This is a genomic window from Robertkochia solimangrovi (assembly GCF_007279655.1).
GTDB lineage: Bacteria > Bacteroidota > Bacteroidia > Flavobacteriales > Flavobacteriaceae > Robertkochia > Robertkochia solimangrovi.
In genome coordinates this window covers 63,832-80,681 of sequence record NZ_QKWN01000011.1, presented here as the reverse complement: position 1 = coordinate 80,681, position 16,850 = coordinate 63,832, and the positions used below count along the sequence as shown (strand labels likewise).

The 16,850-nt window shown below is 39.9% G+C and carries 11 protein-coding genes; 5 read left to right on the top strand and 6 right to left on the bottom strand.

Annotated features, from left to right (window positions below; genetic code table 11):
- Position 1: 1 nt before the first annotated feature.
- Positions 2-940 carry a PorP/SprF family type IX secretion system membrane protein gene (locus DMZ48_RS15180; protein ID WP_143956015.1) on the top strand — a complete coding sequence of 313 codons (939 nt, stop codon included), beginning with the start codon at positions 2-4 and terminating at the stop codon, positions 938-940.
- Positions 941-951: 11 nt separating this feature from the next.
- Positions 952-2,811, top strand: coding sequence for an OmpA family protein (locus tag DMZ48_RS15175; RefSeq protein WP_143956014.1), 1,860 nt, complete (start codon positions 952-954; stop codon positions 2,809-2,811).
- A gap of 12 nt (positions 2,812-2,823) precedes the next feature.
- Here DMZ48_RS15175 and DMZ48_RS15170 read toward each other — a convergent pair whose 3' ends face one another.
- Complete coding sequence (locus DMZ48_RS15170; RefSeq protein ID WP_143956013.1) at positions 2,824-4,095, bottom strand: MFS transporter; 1,272 nt, start codon at positions 4,093-4,095, stop codon at positions 2,824-2,826.
- Positions 4,096-4,304: 209 nt separating this feature from the next.
- On the opposite strand from DMZ48_RS15170, the gene DMZ48_RS15165 reads away from it, so the two are divergent.
- Positions 4,305-5,324 carry a glycoside hydrolase family 43 protein gene (locus DMZ48_RS15165; protein WP_143956012.1) on the top strand — a complete coding sequence of 340 codons (1,020 nt, stop codon included), beginning with the start codon at positions 4,305-4,307 and terminating at the stop codon, positions 5,322-5,324.
- A gap of 425 nt (positions 5,325-5,749) precedes the next feature.
- Here DMZ48_RS15165 and DMZ48_RS15160 read toward each other — a convergent pair whose 3' ends face one another.
- The 4 genes from DMZ48_RS15160 to DMZ48_RS15145 form a co-directional block, all read right to left on the bottom strand.
- A complete protein-coding gene (locus tag DMZ48_RS15160; protein ID WP_143956011.1) occupies positions 5,750-7,120 on the bottom strand; it encodes an MBL fold metallo-hydrolase RNA specificity domain-containing protein in 1,371 nt (456 codons plus the stop codon).
- Entirely contained in the window at positions 7,108-7,956 is an 849-nt protein-coding gene (locus DMZ48_RS15155; RefSeq protein ID WP_143956010.1) for an ATPase, read from the bottom strand. The genes DMZ48_RS15160 and DMZ48_RS15155 overlap by 13 nt, the downstream gene beginning before the upstream one ends.
- A gap of 244 nt (positions 7,957-8,200) precedes the next feature.
- Entirely contained in the window at positions 8,201-9,625 is a 1,425-nt protein-coding gene (locus tag DMZ48_RS15150; RefSeq protein WP_143956009.1) for an amidohydrolase family protein, read from the bottom strand.
- Between the two features lie 109 nt (positions 9,626-9,734).
- Positions 9,735-10,244, bottom strand: a complete 510-nt coding sequence (locus tag DMZ48_RS15145) for a DinB family protein (RefSeq protein ID WP_242009229.1) — start codon at positions 10,242-10,244, stop codon at positions 9,735-9,737.
- Positions 10,245-10,421: 177 nt separating this feature from the next.
- Here DMZ48_RS15145 and DMZ48_RS15140 point away from each other — a divergent pair, with 177 nt between their 5' ends.
- Entirely contained in the window at positions 10,422-12,158 is a 1,737-nt protein-coding gene (locus tag DMZ48_RS15140) for an amidohydrolase (RefSeq protein ID WP_143956007.1), read from the top strand.
- 21 nt (positions 12,159-12,179) lie between these two features.
- On the opposite strand, the gene DMZ48_RS15135 is transcribed toward DMZ48_RS15140, so the two are convergent.
- Positions 12,180-13,025 (bottom strand): alpha/beta hydrolase, encoded by an 846-nt coding sequence (locus tag DMZ48_RS15135; RefSeq protein ID WP_143956006.1) that lies wholly within the window; start codon positions 13,023-13,025, stop codon positions 12,180-12,182.
- Between the two features lie 675 nt (positions 13,026-13,700).
- On the opposite strand from DMZ48_RS15135, the gene DMZ48_RS15130 reads away from it, so the two are divergent.
- Positions 13,701-16,850: a SusC/RagA family TonB-linked outer membrane protein gene (locus DMZ48_RS15130; protein WP_143956005.1), complete on the top strand. Its 3,150-nt coding sequence runs from the start codon at positions 13,701-13,703 to the stop codon at positions 16,848-16,850.

Sequence of the window (16,850 nt, the reverse complement as noted above, 5' to 3'; positions counted from 1 at the left end):
GATGAAAAACTTCTCATTTCGATATAGTTTACTGATTATCGCGCTGATCACAGGGCTTAACTCCTATGCTCAGCAGGATCCGAGTTTTACGATGTACATGTATAACATGAGTCTGATCAATCCGGGATATGCCACCGATGATCCTGATTTTATAAATTTCGGAGCGATGTACCGCAATCAATGGGTTGGCGCTGAAGGCGGGCCAACGACCATGTCGGTCTTTGTTCATTCTCCCTTGACCTATAATGTGGAAGGTGGTCTTTCTATCGTCCATGATCAGATCGGCGATGTGGTTAAGGAGACCAATGTATATGCAGATGCGGCTTATGTGATCTCTTTGAACCGATGGAGCAGATTATCTTTTGGAGTCAAGGTTGGTGCTACTTTTTATAATACAGATTTCGATGGTTTTGTATACTCTGACCCTTTGCCGGATCCGGCGTATGCTTCAAATGTTAGTAAAACTTTTCCTAATTTTGGTTTCGGAGCTTTCTTCTTCAGTGATCGCTACTATGTGGGCTTATCAGCGCCACAGTTGTTACGATCGAAACACCTTGAATCTGATGAAGGAGTGATGGCTTTAGGACGAGAAGAGATTCACTTCTTCTTAACCGGGGGGTATGTATTTCCGTTAAGTGATTCGGTGAAATTCAAGCCAACCTTCATGACCAGAGCGGTTGGAGGTGCTCCATTATCGGTCGATCTGAATGCTAATGTTATGATCGAAGATAAGGTTGAAGTAGGTCTGGGATATCGTTTCGGGGATTCCATGACCGGATTGGTCAATTTCAAAGTAACACCGGGACTTCGTGTCGGATATGCTTATGATTATACGGTTTCGAATTTGGGAAGATTCAATTCAGGAACCCATGAGATCATGCTGCTTTGGGATCTAAACATTTTTGGATTAGGAAATGATAAATCGCCGCGCTTCTTCTAAATTGAATAGAGATGAAAAAATTTTACCTGCTGTTATTAACATTATTTGCGATTCCCGCATTATACGGGCAGAGCCTTAGTAAAGCCAACAGACTTTTTAAAAAGAAAGCTTATGTGGAGGCTGCTCAGATGTACGCAAAACTTGGTGACAGTCAGGAAGTACTACAAAATCTGGGGGATTCTTATTATTATAATTCTGAGATGGAACCCGCGGTGGAGGCCTATAACCAGTTATTTGAAAAATATAAGGAATCAGTACCACTGGAGGTTTTTTTCAGGTATGCCCAGGCCCTGAAAGGCACCGGAAATTATGAGGAGGCAGACAGGATCATGAGTATCTATGCTGATAAGGAATATAATACGAAGCAATTCGAGGAGAATCTTACCAAGGTAGTGCCGTATTCCTATGAATTGAAACGAATGACCAGTAGTACTTCAACCGGTGATTTTGGTATCGCTTTTTATGGAGATAAGGTGGTGTTTGCATCACTGAGAAATAGTGATGGCAAAATGTATGAATGGAATGACAGACCCTACCTCGATCTTTTTCAGGCAACAGTATCTGAAGACGGTGAATTGGAAAATGTGGAACCGTTCTCTGAAAATATCAATACCGAAACTCACGAAAGTAATCCGACCTTTACCGCCGATGGTAAGACCATGTACTTTTCAAGGACCAATGAGAAAAGGGTGAAGATTGGAGACGAGAAAGTTGCGAATGTCAAGATTTATAAGGCAGAACTTTTAGATTCTGTATGGACGAATATTACGGAATTGCCTTTTAATAACGATTATTATTCGGCCGTACATCCGGCACTCAACAAAGAAAACGATAAACTATACTTTTCCAGTGATATGCCAGGAGGGGAAGGCTCTATGGACCTTTACTATGTGGATATTACGGAAAGTGGTTATGGGAATCCGGTCAATCTCGGACCGGTGATCAATACGAAACACAGAGAACAATTCCCTTTTGTTTCCGACGATAACACCTTGTATTTTGCCTCAGACGGGCATCAGGGCTTTGGAGGACTTGATATATTTATGACGCGATATCTTGCAGCAGGATGGACGGTGCCGTTAAATCTCGGCGAACCGATGAATTCCGGCCTGGATGATTTTGCTTATGCACTGAATGATGCCAATGATAAAGGATATATATCTTCCAACAGAGATGGCGCAGATAATCTCTATGCCATCGATCGTACTGAAAGCGACATAGAATATACGGTAGAAGGTAGTGTAAGGGATAAGATCACAAAGAACCTGTTGCCGAATACGTTGGTGACCCTATATGATGAAGCGGATAATGCAGTAGGGGAGGTCACTGTGGGAGCAGATGCCAAATATCGATTTACCACCCGACCCAACCGAACTTACAGGATCAAGGGTCAGCTTAATTTCTATGCAACGACAGTAGAGGAATTTAAGACAAATGATCTGGGAACGCTGGAATACAATATCGAACTGGAGATCATTTCATATGATGATGCCGAGGATATCGTTGTGACCCGGGATGGTAAGAGATATATCGAGTTGGAAAATATATATTTCGATCTTGATAAATGGGCCATTAAACCCCAGGCGGCAAAAACATTGGATATTCTGGTAGCCTTGTTGAAAAAGTATCCGGATATGGATATACAGCTGGGAGCACATACCGATTCAAGAGCTTCTGCTGCCTATAATCTTGATCTCTCCCAAAAAAGAGCACAATCAGCCTTGGATTACCTGGCATCTAAAGGTATTTCCGGATCCAGATTACGCGCCAGAGGATTTGGCGAATCTCAGCCACTGGTGGATTGTAAAGACAATTGTACAGAAGTGGAGCATTCCATCAACCGCAGGTGTGAATTCATTATTTTGAAATAAAAATCACTTCGCTTAGGAGTTCTCATGCTCCTCAACGGTTTTTCTCAAGTCCAGTTTCCGGAAATTTGGTAAAACAATCCCTGTGGTTACTACGGTTAATATGGTCATACTTCCACCGAACACCACCGCGGTAACCGTACCCATCAATCGGGCAGTGAGTCCACTTTCAAAGGCTCCTAACTCATTAGAGGAACTGACGAATATGGAATTCACGGATGATACGCGTCCCCGCATATGATCCGGTGTATATAACTGAAGTATGGTCTGTCTAAGGATCATAGAAATTCCATCCGTAGCACCGCTGAGGAATAATGCGATCACAGAGATCCAGAAGGATGTGGATAATCCAAAAATAACGATCGATAGTCCAAATCCGAATATCGCCCCAAGCAATTTCAATCCGGCGTTCTTATTTAACGGGAAATATGCGGATGTAAACATGATCATAATGGCACCGACTGCCGGGGCTGCTCTGAGGATACCAAATCCTTGAGAACCTACCTTTAATATGTCCTGAGCAAAGACCGGTAATAAAGCAACCGCACCTCCAAAAAGAACAGCGATCATATCCAGAGAAATAGCCCCTAATATGATCTTGTTGTTCATTACGAATTGTAAACCTTCTTTTAAACTTTGAAAGATCGGTTCACCGATTTTTGGATTCATAATAGGTTTCCTGGGGATTTGTAATAAGGAAACCAATGCTATAAGGGAAAAGCCGAAGATCAGTAACATGGATGAATGTACCCCGATCCAGTGTATACAGAACCCTCCTAAAGCCGGACCTAATACGGCACTAAGCTGAAAGATTGAACTGTTCCAGGTGGCTGCATTGGGATAGATTTTTTTGGGTACGATCAGTGAAAACATCGAAAAAGATGCCGGGCCGTAGAAGGTACGAACAATCCCGCCAATAAAGACCAAAGCATATATCCCATATAGTATTTGATGTTTAGGAACTCCGGAGACCACCACAGGCCAGGTGAGTAAAAATAAACCCGCACTTACCACTGAAAAGCCCAATATACATTTCACCAGGATACCTCGTTTTTCCTTCTGATCGACAATATGCCCCGCGAATAGGGCCATGAGAATTACCGGGATAACTTCCATCAAGCCGATTATTCCCAAAGACAAGGGGTCTTTGGTCAGATTATATACTTCCCATTCGATAACGATGAATTGCATGGTTCTGGCAAATACAAACGCAAAACGCATGAGGAGAAAAATATTAAACTCTCTGTATCTCAGAGCAGCATAAGGGTCATTCTTATTAATGGTCATTAAATCAGTGTTTGGTGTAGTATTGACTGATGTTTTAAAAGAAGATTCAAAGGAAAGAAAATAAATCCGAAAAAGTCTTATAGATAGAAACAGAAGATAAAAATCCAATAAACTTTTTTTTGAGGTGGTTAATTCATCAGAAAATTCCGAACTTTAGATGCTGAAGAAATCCGGATTTGCTCTGGATTTGATAATTTAAAAAAGCTACTATGAAATTATCTTCGGCAATCCGTACTATCCTGATTGTATGTGTATTTTTAATCGTAAACATAGGTCATTCACAGAAAAAGGCTCCGGGTTTCAGAAGTGATCTGAAACTCGATGAGATCAGATTGAGTGATCCGTGTATTCTTCCCGATGCAAAATCAGAAATGTATTATATGACAGGTTCGGGTGGACTCCTGTGGAAGAGCAAGGATCTTGTTACATGGAAAGGTCCCTATATCGTAACCAAAACGGATCCCGATTCCTGGATGGGTGAAAAACCGATGATCTGGGCAGCAGAATTGCATAAGTATCATGATAAATATTATTATTTCGCTACGTTTACCAATCGCGATGTCAAGATCGATACGGTTAAAGGAAATGTAATAGAAAGAAGAGCAAGTCATGTTCTTGTCAGTGATAAACCTGATGGTCCCTATGTGCCTATGGCAGACCCTACCTATCTTCCGGCTGATAAACCCACACTCGATGGTACACTATGGGTTGATACCGATGGTAAACCTTATATGGTCTATTGCTACGAATGGCTGCAAAATTGGGATGGAACCATTGAAAAGATCGAATTAAAGTCTGATTTGAGTGGTTCTGTCGGAGAGGGTGAATTATTATTCAAAGCAAGTGAATCTCCCTGGAGCAGAGAAAAGGACGAAAATGGGGATATCATACCCAATAAGGTAACCGACGGCCCATGGTTATTCCGCACTCAAACCGGAAGGTTGGGAATGTTGTGGACCAGTTGGATCTTTAGTGATTATGTTCAGGGAGTAGCTTATTCTGAAAGCGGTACGCTCGATGGTCCCTGGATTCAGGATTCTGAACCGATCACACCTCCAAATTTCGGTCATAGTATGCTTTTTAAAACCTTTGATGGAATTTTATTGATGTCTTTGCATAGTCACAAGGTAGGAGCACAAGGAGAATACATCCGAATTCCCAGACTATTTCGGGTAGATGATTCGGGAGATAAGCTGAAACTTGGAGAGGAGTATATTCCAGGCGAGTAGGATTGGGGGATGCTAATAACTTTTCGTCTGCTTGCGAAGTGACGATCCTGTCTACTGTAGGCAGGTTCCCGCATTCGGCGGCGTCGAGTGTCGTCGCTATTTAGGACTTTTAGCTCTCGTAAATGCTAAAGTGACCTGTCGTGAAAGTCTTCTTGGCAGACATCGTTATCATGGGTTAATTATTTAATTATTACTTATGAAACACTTTTTTAAACAGACTCAAATTAATTAATCCATAATCCTAAATCCTCAATTCTCAATTCGATTTAGTTACACTGTTACATGTTACCTTGTGAAGCAGTTAAGCTGTGAAGCAGTAACGCAGTAAACTGTTTCCCGTTTGAATGAACTCTCAATTCATAATCCATAATCCATAATTCATAATTCATAATTCATAATTCATAATCCATAACTCTTGCCTGAACTTATAGATTCAGGACTATATGATCATTCAATTTAGGGATCACTGCGTTCCAGTTTTTCTCATCCTTTAATTTGACTTTTAAGGCTTCCAGTGCGGAATTTTCACCATGGATCAGAAATACCTTTTCAGGTCGGTTTTTCATTGCAGAGAGCCATTCGAGAAGTTCTGCCTGGTCCGCGTGGGCGGAAAGTAAGGAGAAGGATTCGATCTTAGCCTTTACAGGATGATATTTGCCGAAAAATTTGATCTCCCTGATTCCTTCCTGAAGATCCCGACCCCTGGTTTTTTCAGCCTGAAAGCCAACGAGTAAAACAGTGGTGTTTTCCCGGTCGATCATTTGATCCAGATAGGATAATACCCTTCCTCCGGTGATCATTCCACTTCCGGCAACCACGATCCTGGGTTGGGTCATATCTATTATTTCCCAGGTCTCCCGATAAGAGGATACAATTCGTACATGGTGGATCATCGCCTGTAATTCTTCTGATGAGATCTTATGCCATTGGGGATACCGGTTAAATACATCCAAAACCTTTTCACCCATGGGACTATCGATAATTACTGGGATATTCGGGATTTTATTCTTTTTATACATACGGAATAACAGTAATAACAAGCCTTGAGCTCTTTCAACGGCAAAGCTCGGTATGATCAAAACCCCTCTTTGTTGAATCACATCCGTTATTATATCACTAAGTCTTTGTTCCACATCTTCATCAGGGTGAAGTCGATCACCGTAAGTAGATTCAAGAAAAAGATAATCGGCTGACGCAGGCTTCTCAGGGGCGGAAAGTAAAATATCTTCAAACCTACCGATATCACCTGAAAATACAAAGCGCTTGCCATGAATGTCCATTTCTATAAAGGTGGCCCCAAGAATATGTCCATTGTAACGATATTGAAAAGTTACCGAAGGCACAGGACTAGTCCATTTTTCAAGTTCAATCTCCTCGAAGAGATGGAAGGTGTTTTCTGCATCCTCAACGCTGTACAGGGGTACTGCGGGGTGATGTTTAGAATATTTCTCCTCATTGGCCTTTTCAGCTTCTTCTTCCTGTATTTTAGCACTATCCAGTAAAATGATCCGTGTGATATCAAGGGTTGGTGCGGTTCCATAAATCTTTCCTGAAAAGCCATCACGAACTAACCGAGGGAGATAACCCACATGGTCCAAATGACCATGGGTCAGCACTATAAAGTCTAATTCCTTAATGTTGATATTAGGTCCTTCCCAATTCAGTTCTCTGAGATACTTTTCACCCTGAAAGAGTCCGCAATCAACCAGGAAATGAAAGTCTTCGGATTCCAAAAGAAATTTGGATCCGGTAACGGTTTCGGCGGCCCCTAGAAATTGTACGCTTATTTGTGGCATAAATTTTTTATTTCTTCGATAATTTTAACTTTTCTTTTTTTGGAGATCCCGACCTTTTGAAGTACCGATGTGTCCTCCATAAGTTCACGACAGAGTACGATTCCTTCATCCAGTAAGGCCTTCTTCTCGCGGGATGTCATGGTGGTACTTACGGTAATTGGATAAAGTCTAAGTCGGTCGATGCGTTCTTTTAAACTATCCCCTGGGGGATAGTCCCAGCTTAGCAGATATAAGCCGACACATTTACCGAATTGCAGGGCATCTCCCGTGAATCTGGTGTTCGTAACCAACCAGAAATGCTGTAAAGTGGCATCCCGATTGTGTTCCCAATTGGATCTTACATCTCGGTGTCTTGAATTGATATACATCGGTATCTTCACATCGCAATTTTTACCTTGCTCTGCATGAAATTTACACTCGATAAGGTCGATCATCCCATTCTTTCTCGCAACAACATCGATCTCATGATTTACACAACTGCCTTCTATGGTAATATTGGTTTCACAGGAATAACCGGAATACGTTAAAATAGATCGTATAAATTTCTCAAAAGGAAAACCGGTTGGACCTAATTCGTAGATCGCTCGTTTCAGTTTGTATTTTGAAGCGTAAGAACCACCTTGCTCTTTGAGCATAGCGAAGGCCCTTTCATAGATTTCCCCGGTCGTTATTCCTGCATATAATTCATTATAGACCGTATTGATGATATGGTCGATCACTGATTGATGGGCACCTGAGTGTATCAGGGAGGAACGTAGTTTCTCAAATGAAAAGTCAACCTTGTCCCCGGAGGATTTGGTAATAAAGAATGCCTTATGTGAAGATTCGTCTGGCATTTACTTAATTCATTGTATCAAAACTTCCTGTGAAAGTTCAGGAATTGTTCTTTAAAGATACGAAATCATCAGCGTCCGATTATATTATTTTCTTCACTTTCATTCATGGTATTTCACAGGAATTTATGTTACGATGTTACGATGTGACGAAGTTACCAGTAACCTTGTAATCAGTAACTCTGTAACAGAAAACAGAAAACAGTTTACTGCATTACGATGTAACCCCGTAACATGAAAAAAAGTTTTACTTTTCAATCCAGAGGTTTTCTGCATATCTAAGTGCAGTTGGTATGAGGTTGTTTCGGTCGGCTGCTTTTTCCTTGAACAGATTTAATTTTTGCTGATTCAGTACCATTCCTTTAATGAGTACATAAGTGGGAGTTTCAAGTGTTTTCAGATCCTCAGTCGGATCGGTTTCCACCAATAAAAGATTAGCATGCTTTCCAACTTCCACCGTTCCGAGATTTTGCATCAGTTTATGGGTTTTTCCCGGATTCGCAGTGGCGGTTTTAAGCACTTCGTAATTGGAAAGTCCTGCTTCTTTGTAAAAGGCCATTTCCTGATGTATCGATCTTCCCGGTTCGGTAATTCCGATTCCGGCATCGGTTCCACAAATAATGCGTACCCCATTATCATGGAGTTGTTTTACGATAAATAAATGGAAATTATGTTGCGCCTCAATTCTTTCAGTTATGGTTGAATCCTGAAATTTTGTGTATTCCCATCGATCATACTGAGCTTTACTGTCTACCATTCTAATCAGTGGGTTCATGTTTTTAAGACGGTCCTCAGAAAGAACATCCTTATCCGATAAAAGCACATGGATATTGTTAAATACGGTTAATGTAGGGCAAAAAGAAGTATGGGGAGATGCTATGAAGTCATCTACGATCTTTTGAAGTTCAAGCGTATCCATTTTAAAGTCAAGTGGTAACTGTACAATATCTTCTGTATGTTCTATCGAAGCGATCTGAGGATTAAAATGATAGGTGTAATCCACATTTTGAGAGGCATGTGCCACTACATCCATATTCGATAATTCTGCCTGCTCAAGAATCGCATCATATAGATCCGGAGTAAGTCCGTAATAGGTTTTGATAAAATCATAACCTCGTTCCTTATAGGAACTCACCTTGGCTTTCGCTTCTTCAACAGTGGTTAATTGCAGGTTGTCATCTCCGATGAATTCAGGGCCGGTAAGTTTAGGTCCTGATGTAAAGAATTCCGGTGCAATCATATTTCCAGAGTTGATAGCTTCTTTAAGTCTCAAATGCATGGGAATTCCCCATAGATTCCGTACAGAGGTTACTCCGTTTGCAAGATATAGACCAAGTTCATATTTATCCCATACATGAACATGCATATCGATGAGTCCGGGAAGCAGAAACCTGTTGTTGCCCTCCAAAATCTCAGCTTCCGTTTCATTTATGGAATCAGCTATTCTACTTATCTTCCCATTTTCGATAAGTAGATCTTTATGATAGAGAACCGTATCAGAGGTCATGGGTATAATGTTAACATTCTTTACGAGGAGTAGAGAGGAGGCCTCGGAATCAGGTTTTAAAAAGGAGGTGTTGTTTGAATCGATCAAAAGAATCACTAAAATGGCTATGAGAAGGAGTCCTGCAAGTATTGAAATGATTTTCAGGAGACGTTTAAGTAGTTTCATTTATTCGGTGAAATAGAAATATAAAAGTGAAAATTAAAGCGTTGTAAATTAATAATATAATTCAATAGTAACAGACCGATAGGTAGAAAATGGCTAAAGTGGTTATCGCTTACTTTATTTGTCCTTTCATTACATTTTCTGCCTGAACAACATGTCTTAGATTATGATTGATTACTATGCTGAAAATGTCTCCTAATTTAAGCTTTATCCAGGTGGCGATGGAAATACTGCATCGGGTTTTGTTAAGACTGACTTGCTTCGCCAAAAAAAGTAATTCCAGGATTTTCTTTTGTTGATTTATGAAGATATCGATTACTTCGTGATTTAGTTTACTACCAATAGGATTCATCGAAGCCAGCGTTTTCATCTTATTCAACTTTTCTTTGGGGAGCATGGAATTTGCAAAGTACCCGCCCAGTAATCCACTTTTGAAGTTTTTATCAGGTGTGCTTTTTGAATTTAAGATTTGTTTTCGAATCTCGGGGATATAAAAATTACCATACCGGTTCAGATGTTCCAGACATTCCAGAATACTCCAGCTTGATTCATGAATTCTGAAATTGAGTTGTTCATCGGTAAGTGCTTTAAATACTGAAGTTCTTTGTATAAGATCTTCCATTAGTTTACTTAGGTTATTTAATAACGTGTCTGAGTGCATTTTATGAGTATTAATATATTGAAAATCAATGTTTAATATAGTTTATTTGTGGGGTTTTCGTTAATTTTATTGTAATTATTCAGAAAATTTCATTTCAGATCAAACAAGAAAGATTATTAACGGGTTAAAGGTTATCAAATGAAAGAAAGTACTTTTAAATTATTATTCATTTTATTCCTGGTTTTATCGGCATGTAAGGGAGAATCCAAACATAAAGAAGCGGATACGAAACAAGCGAGTGTAAGTACCGTGTATTTTAATGGGGATATTGTGACAATGGAGGGAGAATCTCCGGAATATGTAGATGCCCTGGTGATCGCTGATGGAAAAATCACCTATACCGGGGGAAGAGATGAGGCGATGCGACAGGCAGGTGTCGGACATACAATGGTGGATCTTAATGGTAAAACATTGTTACCTGGATTTATCGATGCCCATGGCCATGTCTGGAATGCCGGTTTTCAGGCGGTCTCTGCAAATTTACTCCCCCCACCAGATGGAACTGGTAATAGCGTTGAGGCTGTAATCAGTCTTTTGAAACAATGGGCAGCGGATAACTCTGAAACTGTTCAAAAGTATGGTGCCATTATCGGTTTTGGATATGATGATTCGCAGTTAGAAGAAAAGCGACATCCAACGGCAGATGATCTGGATGAGGTCTCTGAAGATATTCCGGTATTGATCATACATCAATCCGGACATTTGGGATCTATGAATCATAAAGCACTTGAAATGGTCGGTTATACAGATGGCGTTGAGGATCCTCCTGGAGGGTCTATACGAAGGGAGGAAGGAACTGAGAAACCAAATGGAGTTTTGGAGGAAATGGCCATGTTCATTCCATTGTTTAAAGCTATGGGCGGATTAGATACCTCGGCAAATGAATCGATAGCTCTTGCCGGATTAGATGCCTATAAGAAATTCGGGTATACGACTGCGCAGGAAGGGAGAGCAACTGATGCAAATTGTGAAACCTGGAAAGCACTTGCTGCACGGAATGAGTTACCGATCGATGTAGCAGCCTATCCTGATATTCAGTCGCAATTGAAATATATGATCGCCAATGGAGACAGTGACACCTATGAGAATCATTTCAGAATAGCAGGAGTTAAATTATCCTTAGACGGTTCTCCTCAGGGTAAAACAGCCTGGTTGACAAAACCATATGTAGTACCACCTCCAGGTCAGCCGGCAGATTATAAAGGCTATCCAGCTATAAAAGATGATAATGAAGTGATCAGATTGGTAGATTCTGCATTTGCGAATGATTGGCAAATACTGGCACATTGTAATGGTGATGCGGCAGGTGATCAATACATTAAAGCGGTGCGTTCTGCAGAAGAAACCTATGGAATGGACGGACGACGAACAGTAATGATCCATGCTCAGACGGTAAGACCTGATCAATTGGATGCTATGAAGGAATTGAACATCATGCCATCCTTTTTTAGTATGCATACCTATTATTGGGGTGACTGGCATCGGGATGAAACCTTAGGTAAGGAGCGTGCTTACAGAATTTCACCAACTGCTACCGCTTTAAAGAAGGGAATGATTTTTACAGAACACCATGATTGTCCGGTGGCCTTACCCAGTAGTATTATGATCCTGCATACTACAGTGAACAGGGTGAGCAGGAGTGGTGACATAATCGGACCCGACGAAAGGGTGAGTCCGTATGAAGCACTTTCCAGTATCACCAAATGGGCTGCCTATCAATATTTCGAAGAAGATACAAAAGGGACACTGAAAGCCGGGAAACTTGCCGATCTGGTAATCCTTGATAGGAATCCACTGAAGGTAGATCCTATGGATATCATGAATATTTCGGTTCTTGAAACTATTAAAGAAGGTAAAACGGTCTATACAAAATAGAATTTTGTCAACTTTAAAAGTTTAGTCGGATTGTAGAATCGCAAAAAGCATACGCTGATAGATAGGATTCTGCGTAATATTATTATGATCGGTATGCTCAAGTCCGATAAGCGTATCTCCCGGTTTAAAAAATTCGCTTAGCTTTTGGGAGGAACCATAGTAGATGAGTTTATCATCTTTGCCGTGAAAAATGGTAATGGGTACTTTACAATCGGCCAGGAAACGGTAATTCGGTAATTCGTATTTCAATAATAATGATATAGGGAAGATGGAAGTGAAACCAAAATTTGGATTATGCGCTATTAGGTCGTTTAGACTATAATATGGAGCGTTAAGAATAAGACGTTTTGGATGGTTGTCTGCAGATATCTTAGCGGCAGGAGCGGTTCCGATGGAATATCCCAATACGGTAATTTTGTTTTCCTCATAACGGGATCTAAGTGTATCGTAGACTAATTGCACATCTTTGAGGAATTGTTCTTCACTTTCAATACTTCCGGTACTTTTTCCAAATCCTCTGTAGTCCAACATAAATACATCATGATCATGTTCCAGAAATTTTCGGGCATTTACACCCCATCCCTGAAGATTACCTGCGTTTCCGTGTAAATAGAAAACCACGCCTTTAGGATTGTTACATTTGAACAGAAGCGTGTTAAGTGTGTTACCATCTGCGGTGGGAATGTTTATTTCTTCAAAATTCTCCCTGAAATCGAAATTATGATTTGCTGCCAGAACATTAGTATGGAAGATTAACTTTTCCTGATTGAAGTAGATTAACCCTCCGGATATCATATAGATAATGAATCCTGAAATCAATACCGTAAGGATGATCTTTCTAATCTTTTTATAAGAAGTGATTTTCATAAATGTGATTTCGAGTTTCAATAATTAGGGGGGGGGCAGATCATCCGGTTTTTACTGAAATAATCAATAAATCAATATATGTTACTGATCATAAGTAAACGACCACTTTTTAACCATACAGCTAGAACTAAGTATGATCGGGTTTAGATTCCGGCCTGGAGCCATACTTATTTATTTGTATTCATATTTAGGAGTAAAGAAATTATACAAATTCAGAACATGTTAGAATTTGACCTGATATTACCGTTTTTTGGACTTATGAGGAAAATATACCATACGTGTTAACATTTTTTAATAGACTTTAAGATTTATTTTATAGTAAAATTCTTTCATAATTAAAAAGTTAATAATTTCTTAACTTTTTGGGGTTTAAAATATGGAATCGTTAAAAAAGACCTATCGGTCTAATTCTCAAACGTTAGAGTTAGGTTGGCGTATTCCCTCAAAATTCGATAATCACAGGTTTTAACAAGGTTAAATAATTGTAAATCAGATCAGTATATAGTGGTTTAAAAAGATTGCAAATAAAACTGAAGAATTATTACTTTTTTCGCAGAATTTAACGGTAATAGCGCTTTATTCATAAAAGTTATTGAAATCGCATGAAATTTTTTTAAAGTTTTTGGAAATATTAACAGAATATTTACATTCGTGGCGCTAACCAATTTAATTCGTATGAAAAACTTTAAAGGATTGCTGACGCTATTTATGGCGTTAGTTGTGCAGTTAGCTATTGCACAAGAAAAGACAGTCACAGGGACGGTGACTGATCAAACAGGTTTGCCGCTTCCGGGAGCCAACATTCAAGTGAAGGAAACTTCGGAAGGTACACAAACTGATTTTGATGGTAATTATACCATTACTGCCGGTGTCGGTCAGACACTGGTTTTCTCTTACATCGGAATGAAAACGGTGGAAGTTATTGTAAGTAGTTCTAATACTTATGATGTAACCCTCGAAGAAGATGCTCAGGCTCTTGATGAGGTGGTTGTTACCGGTCTTGGTATACAACGTGAGAAAAAAGCACTTGGATATTCTCAGCAGAGTGTTTCCGGGGAAGCAATTCAGGAAGGTAAGCAAGTGGATATCAACAACGCCTTGGCTGGTAAAGTTTCCGGGGTGCAGATCGTTGGTAATTCGAGTTCTACCTTTGGAAATTCTGAGATCAAGTTAAGAGGTGAATCTGGGGTACTTTATGTTGTTGACGGTGTATTCGTTGATGATATCGGTAACATCAACCCGGCAGATATCGAAGATATGTCGGTACTGAAAGGTGCATCTGCAACAGCGATCTACGGTCCTGAAGGATTGAACGGGGTATTGGTGATCACTACTAAAACTGCTAAATCAGGAAAAGCGACTTTCTCTATCGATCATACAACTATGATCAACCAGATCGCGGCTTTACCGGATTATCAGAATGAATATGGTGGAGGTTACAGCCAGACATTCAATACTTTTAATTACGATCCTGCAGTAGATCCTGAGTCTTGGGCTTCATTTGACGGACAAATGTATCCTGATTTCTGGGCTGATGAGTCTTGGGGGCCAAGATTCGAAGGTCAAATGGTTCGTCACTGGGATTCTTGGGTTCCTGGAACTCCTGAATTCGGGGAATTAAGAGCATGGGAAGCAAACCCAAACAACGTAAAGAATTTCTACAACTCTGCTCCTACATTCAATACCACACTTGATTTTGCGAAAGCAGGTGAAGGTTATAATGTAAGATCTAGTATCAACCTTGTTGATGAGGAAGGGATCATTCCAAATTCAAAAAGAAAGACAGTCAATTTCTCAACAAATGCTGCTTTCGATATTACAGAAAAATTCAAAGTTACAGCAAACGTTAACTATCAGGATAGAACTACTTTAAATAACCCTGATCAGGGATATGGTGGACTAGGTTCGAACATGAACCAGTGGTGGCAACGTCAATTGGATATGAGTCGTTTGAGAAGCTATCAGCGTAACGGACAGATCGTTTCATGGAACATTCGTGGTCCAAGAGATCCAAGACCATTATATTGGGATATGCCTTACTTCCAGACTTATGAAAACTTAAGAAATGATGAAAAGAATGCGGTTTATGGTAAATTAAGCCTTACTTATAAATTTGATGAGCATTTCGATGTACTTGCGGAGATTCGTTCTTCATTCACTTCTTATTACGGAAATGACCGTGTTACTACAAAATCATTATTGGATCCGGGGTATTACTCAGAATACCAAAGAAGAGATACCAAAGAACACTATTTCGCTATGGCGAACTATAAGAATAAGTTCTTAGATGATAAGCTTGATGTGCAAGTTTCTGTGGGTGGAGATATGGTTGATAACAAGCGTAAGGATCTTAATGCGAACACCAACGGTGATCTAACAATTCCTGAGTTCTATAACCTTGCCGGTTCTCAGGATCCAGCATCAGTATCTTCTTATTATAGAAACAGTAAAACCAAAGGTATGTTCGCAAAGGCATCCTTAGGGTATGCTAACATGCTTTATCTTGATGGGTCTTACAGGGTTGACTGGTCTTCTACTGTAAATCCTGATGATAATAGTGTTACCACTTATGGAATTTCAGGAAGTTTCCTGGTACATGAATTATTCCCTCAGAATGATTTCCTAACCTTTGCGAAATTAAGAGCAGGTTATGCAAGTGCACCTTATTTCCCGAATCCTTATCAGATCTCTGCAACTTATGATGCTGGTTCTCTTTACCAAGGGAATGGTACTCTTAGTGTTTCTGGTACTCAGAACAATCCGAACCTTATCGGTGGTGTGAGAGATGAGTATGAAATCGGTACAGAATTAAGTTTCTTAAGAAACAGAATTGGTTTTGATGTTACTTATTTCAACAGAATCGATGATGAGATCCCAACTTATGTTAGTCTTGATGGATCGACCGGATATACCGGAATTACACTGAACTCTGGTAGAACTACTTCTACCGGTGTGGAATTCGCTCTTAGAGCTTCCATTTTGAAATCTGAAGATTTCTCTTTTGACATCAGTGCTAACCTAGGAACACTTAAGAAAGTTGTTGATGAGATCTACAATGATATCGATAGTTACGAGATCAGTACGTATACTTCTAACATGAGATTGTTGGCGAAAGTTGGAGAAGAGTACGGTGCATTCTATGCTACTGATTTTGCTCGTCATACAGATGGAAGCATTATCTATACCAGTACAGATAAATTCGCAATCGCGAGTAATGTTAAATTAGGTAGTTTATTACCAGATTATACATATGGTCTTACCGCAAACCTCCGTTATAAAAATCTTGGATTATTCTTAGGATTTGACGGTCAGCATGGTGGATTGTATTACTCAAGAACAGAAAGATATATGGACCACTCTGGTCTTACCTCTTATACCGCAGGTGAGAACGACCTTGGAAATCCTTTAAGGGATCCGGTTGCTGACGGTGGTGGTGTTCACATTCAGGGTGTTCTTCAAACAGGAACAGACAGCAATGGTAACCCAACTTCTGATGGAACCGTTGTAGATACTTATGTGGATGCACAAGATTACTTCAACAGTGGTAACTTAGGGAACATTTATTCAAACAACGTTCACGATGCAAGTTATCTGAAATTGAGAACTATTAAACTTACCTATACTTTTGGTACTGATTTAGTAGGTGGACTAGGACTTGATTCTGCACAGGTATCAGTACTGGGTAACAACGTTTGGTTGATCGATTCAGATCTTCCATGGATTGATCCTTCGGAGTTAGAGAAAAGAAGTGGAGTGAACTGGGCAGAAGGTGGAAATTTACCAATGACTTCTTCGTTCGGTTTGAATGTTAAACTAACTTTCTAA

Coding starts and splice junctions, on each gene's coding strand:
- DMZ48_RS15180 (WP_143956015.1), top strand. CDS start 2: ATGAAAAACTTCTCATTTCGATATAGTTTACTGATTATCGCGCTGATC.
- DMZ48_RS15175 (WP_143956014.1), top strand. CDS start 952: ATGAAAAAATTTTACCTGCTGTTATTAACATTATTTGCGATTCCCGCA.
- DMZ48_RS15170 (WP_143956013.1), bottom strand. CDS start 4,095: ATGACCATTAATAAGAATGACCCTTATGCTGCTCTGAGATACAGAGAG.
- DMZ48_RS15165 (WP_143956012.1), top strand. CDS start 4,305: ATGAAATTATCTTCGGCAATCCGTACTATCCTGATTGTATGTGTATTT.
- DMZ48_RS15160 (WP_143956011.1), bottom strand. CDS start 7,120: ATGCCACAAATAAGCGTACAATTTCTAGGGGCCGCCGAAACCGTTACC.
- DMZ48_RS15155 (WP_143956010.1), bottom strand. CDS start 7,956: ATGCCAGACGAATCTTCACATAAGGCATTCTTTATTACCAAATCCTCC.
- DMZ48_RS15150 (WP_143956009.1), bottom strand. CDS start 9,625: ATGAAACTACTTAAACGTCTCCTGAAAATCATTTCAATACTTGCAGGA.
- DMZ48_RS15145 (WP_242009229.1), bottom strand. CDS start 10,244: ATGGAAGATCTTATACAAAGAACTTCAGTATTTAAAGCACTTACCGAT.
- DMZ48_RS15140 (WP_143956007.1), top strand. CDS start 10,422: ATGAAAGAAAGTACTTTTAAATTATTATTCATTTTATTCCTGGTTTTA.
- DMZ48_RS15135 (WP_143956006.1), bottom strand. CDS start 13,025: ATGAAAATCACTTCTTATAAAAAGATTAGAAAGATCATCCTTACGGTA.
- DMZ48_RS15130 (WP_143956005.1), top strand. CDS start 13,701: ATGAAAAACTTTAAAGGATTGCTGACGCTATTTATGGCGTTAGTTGTG.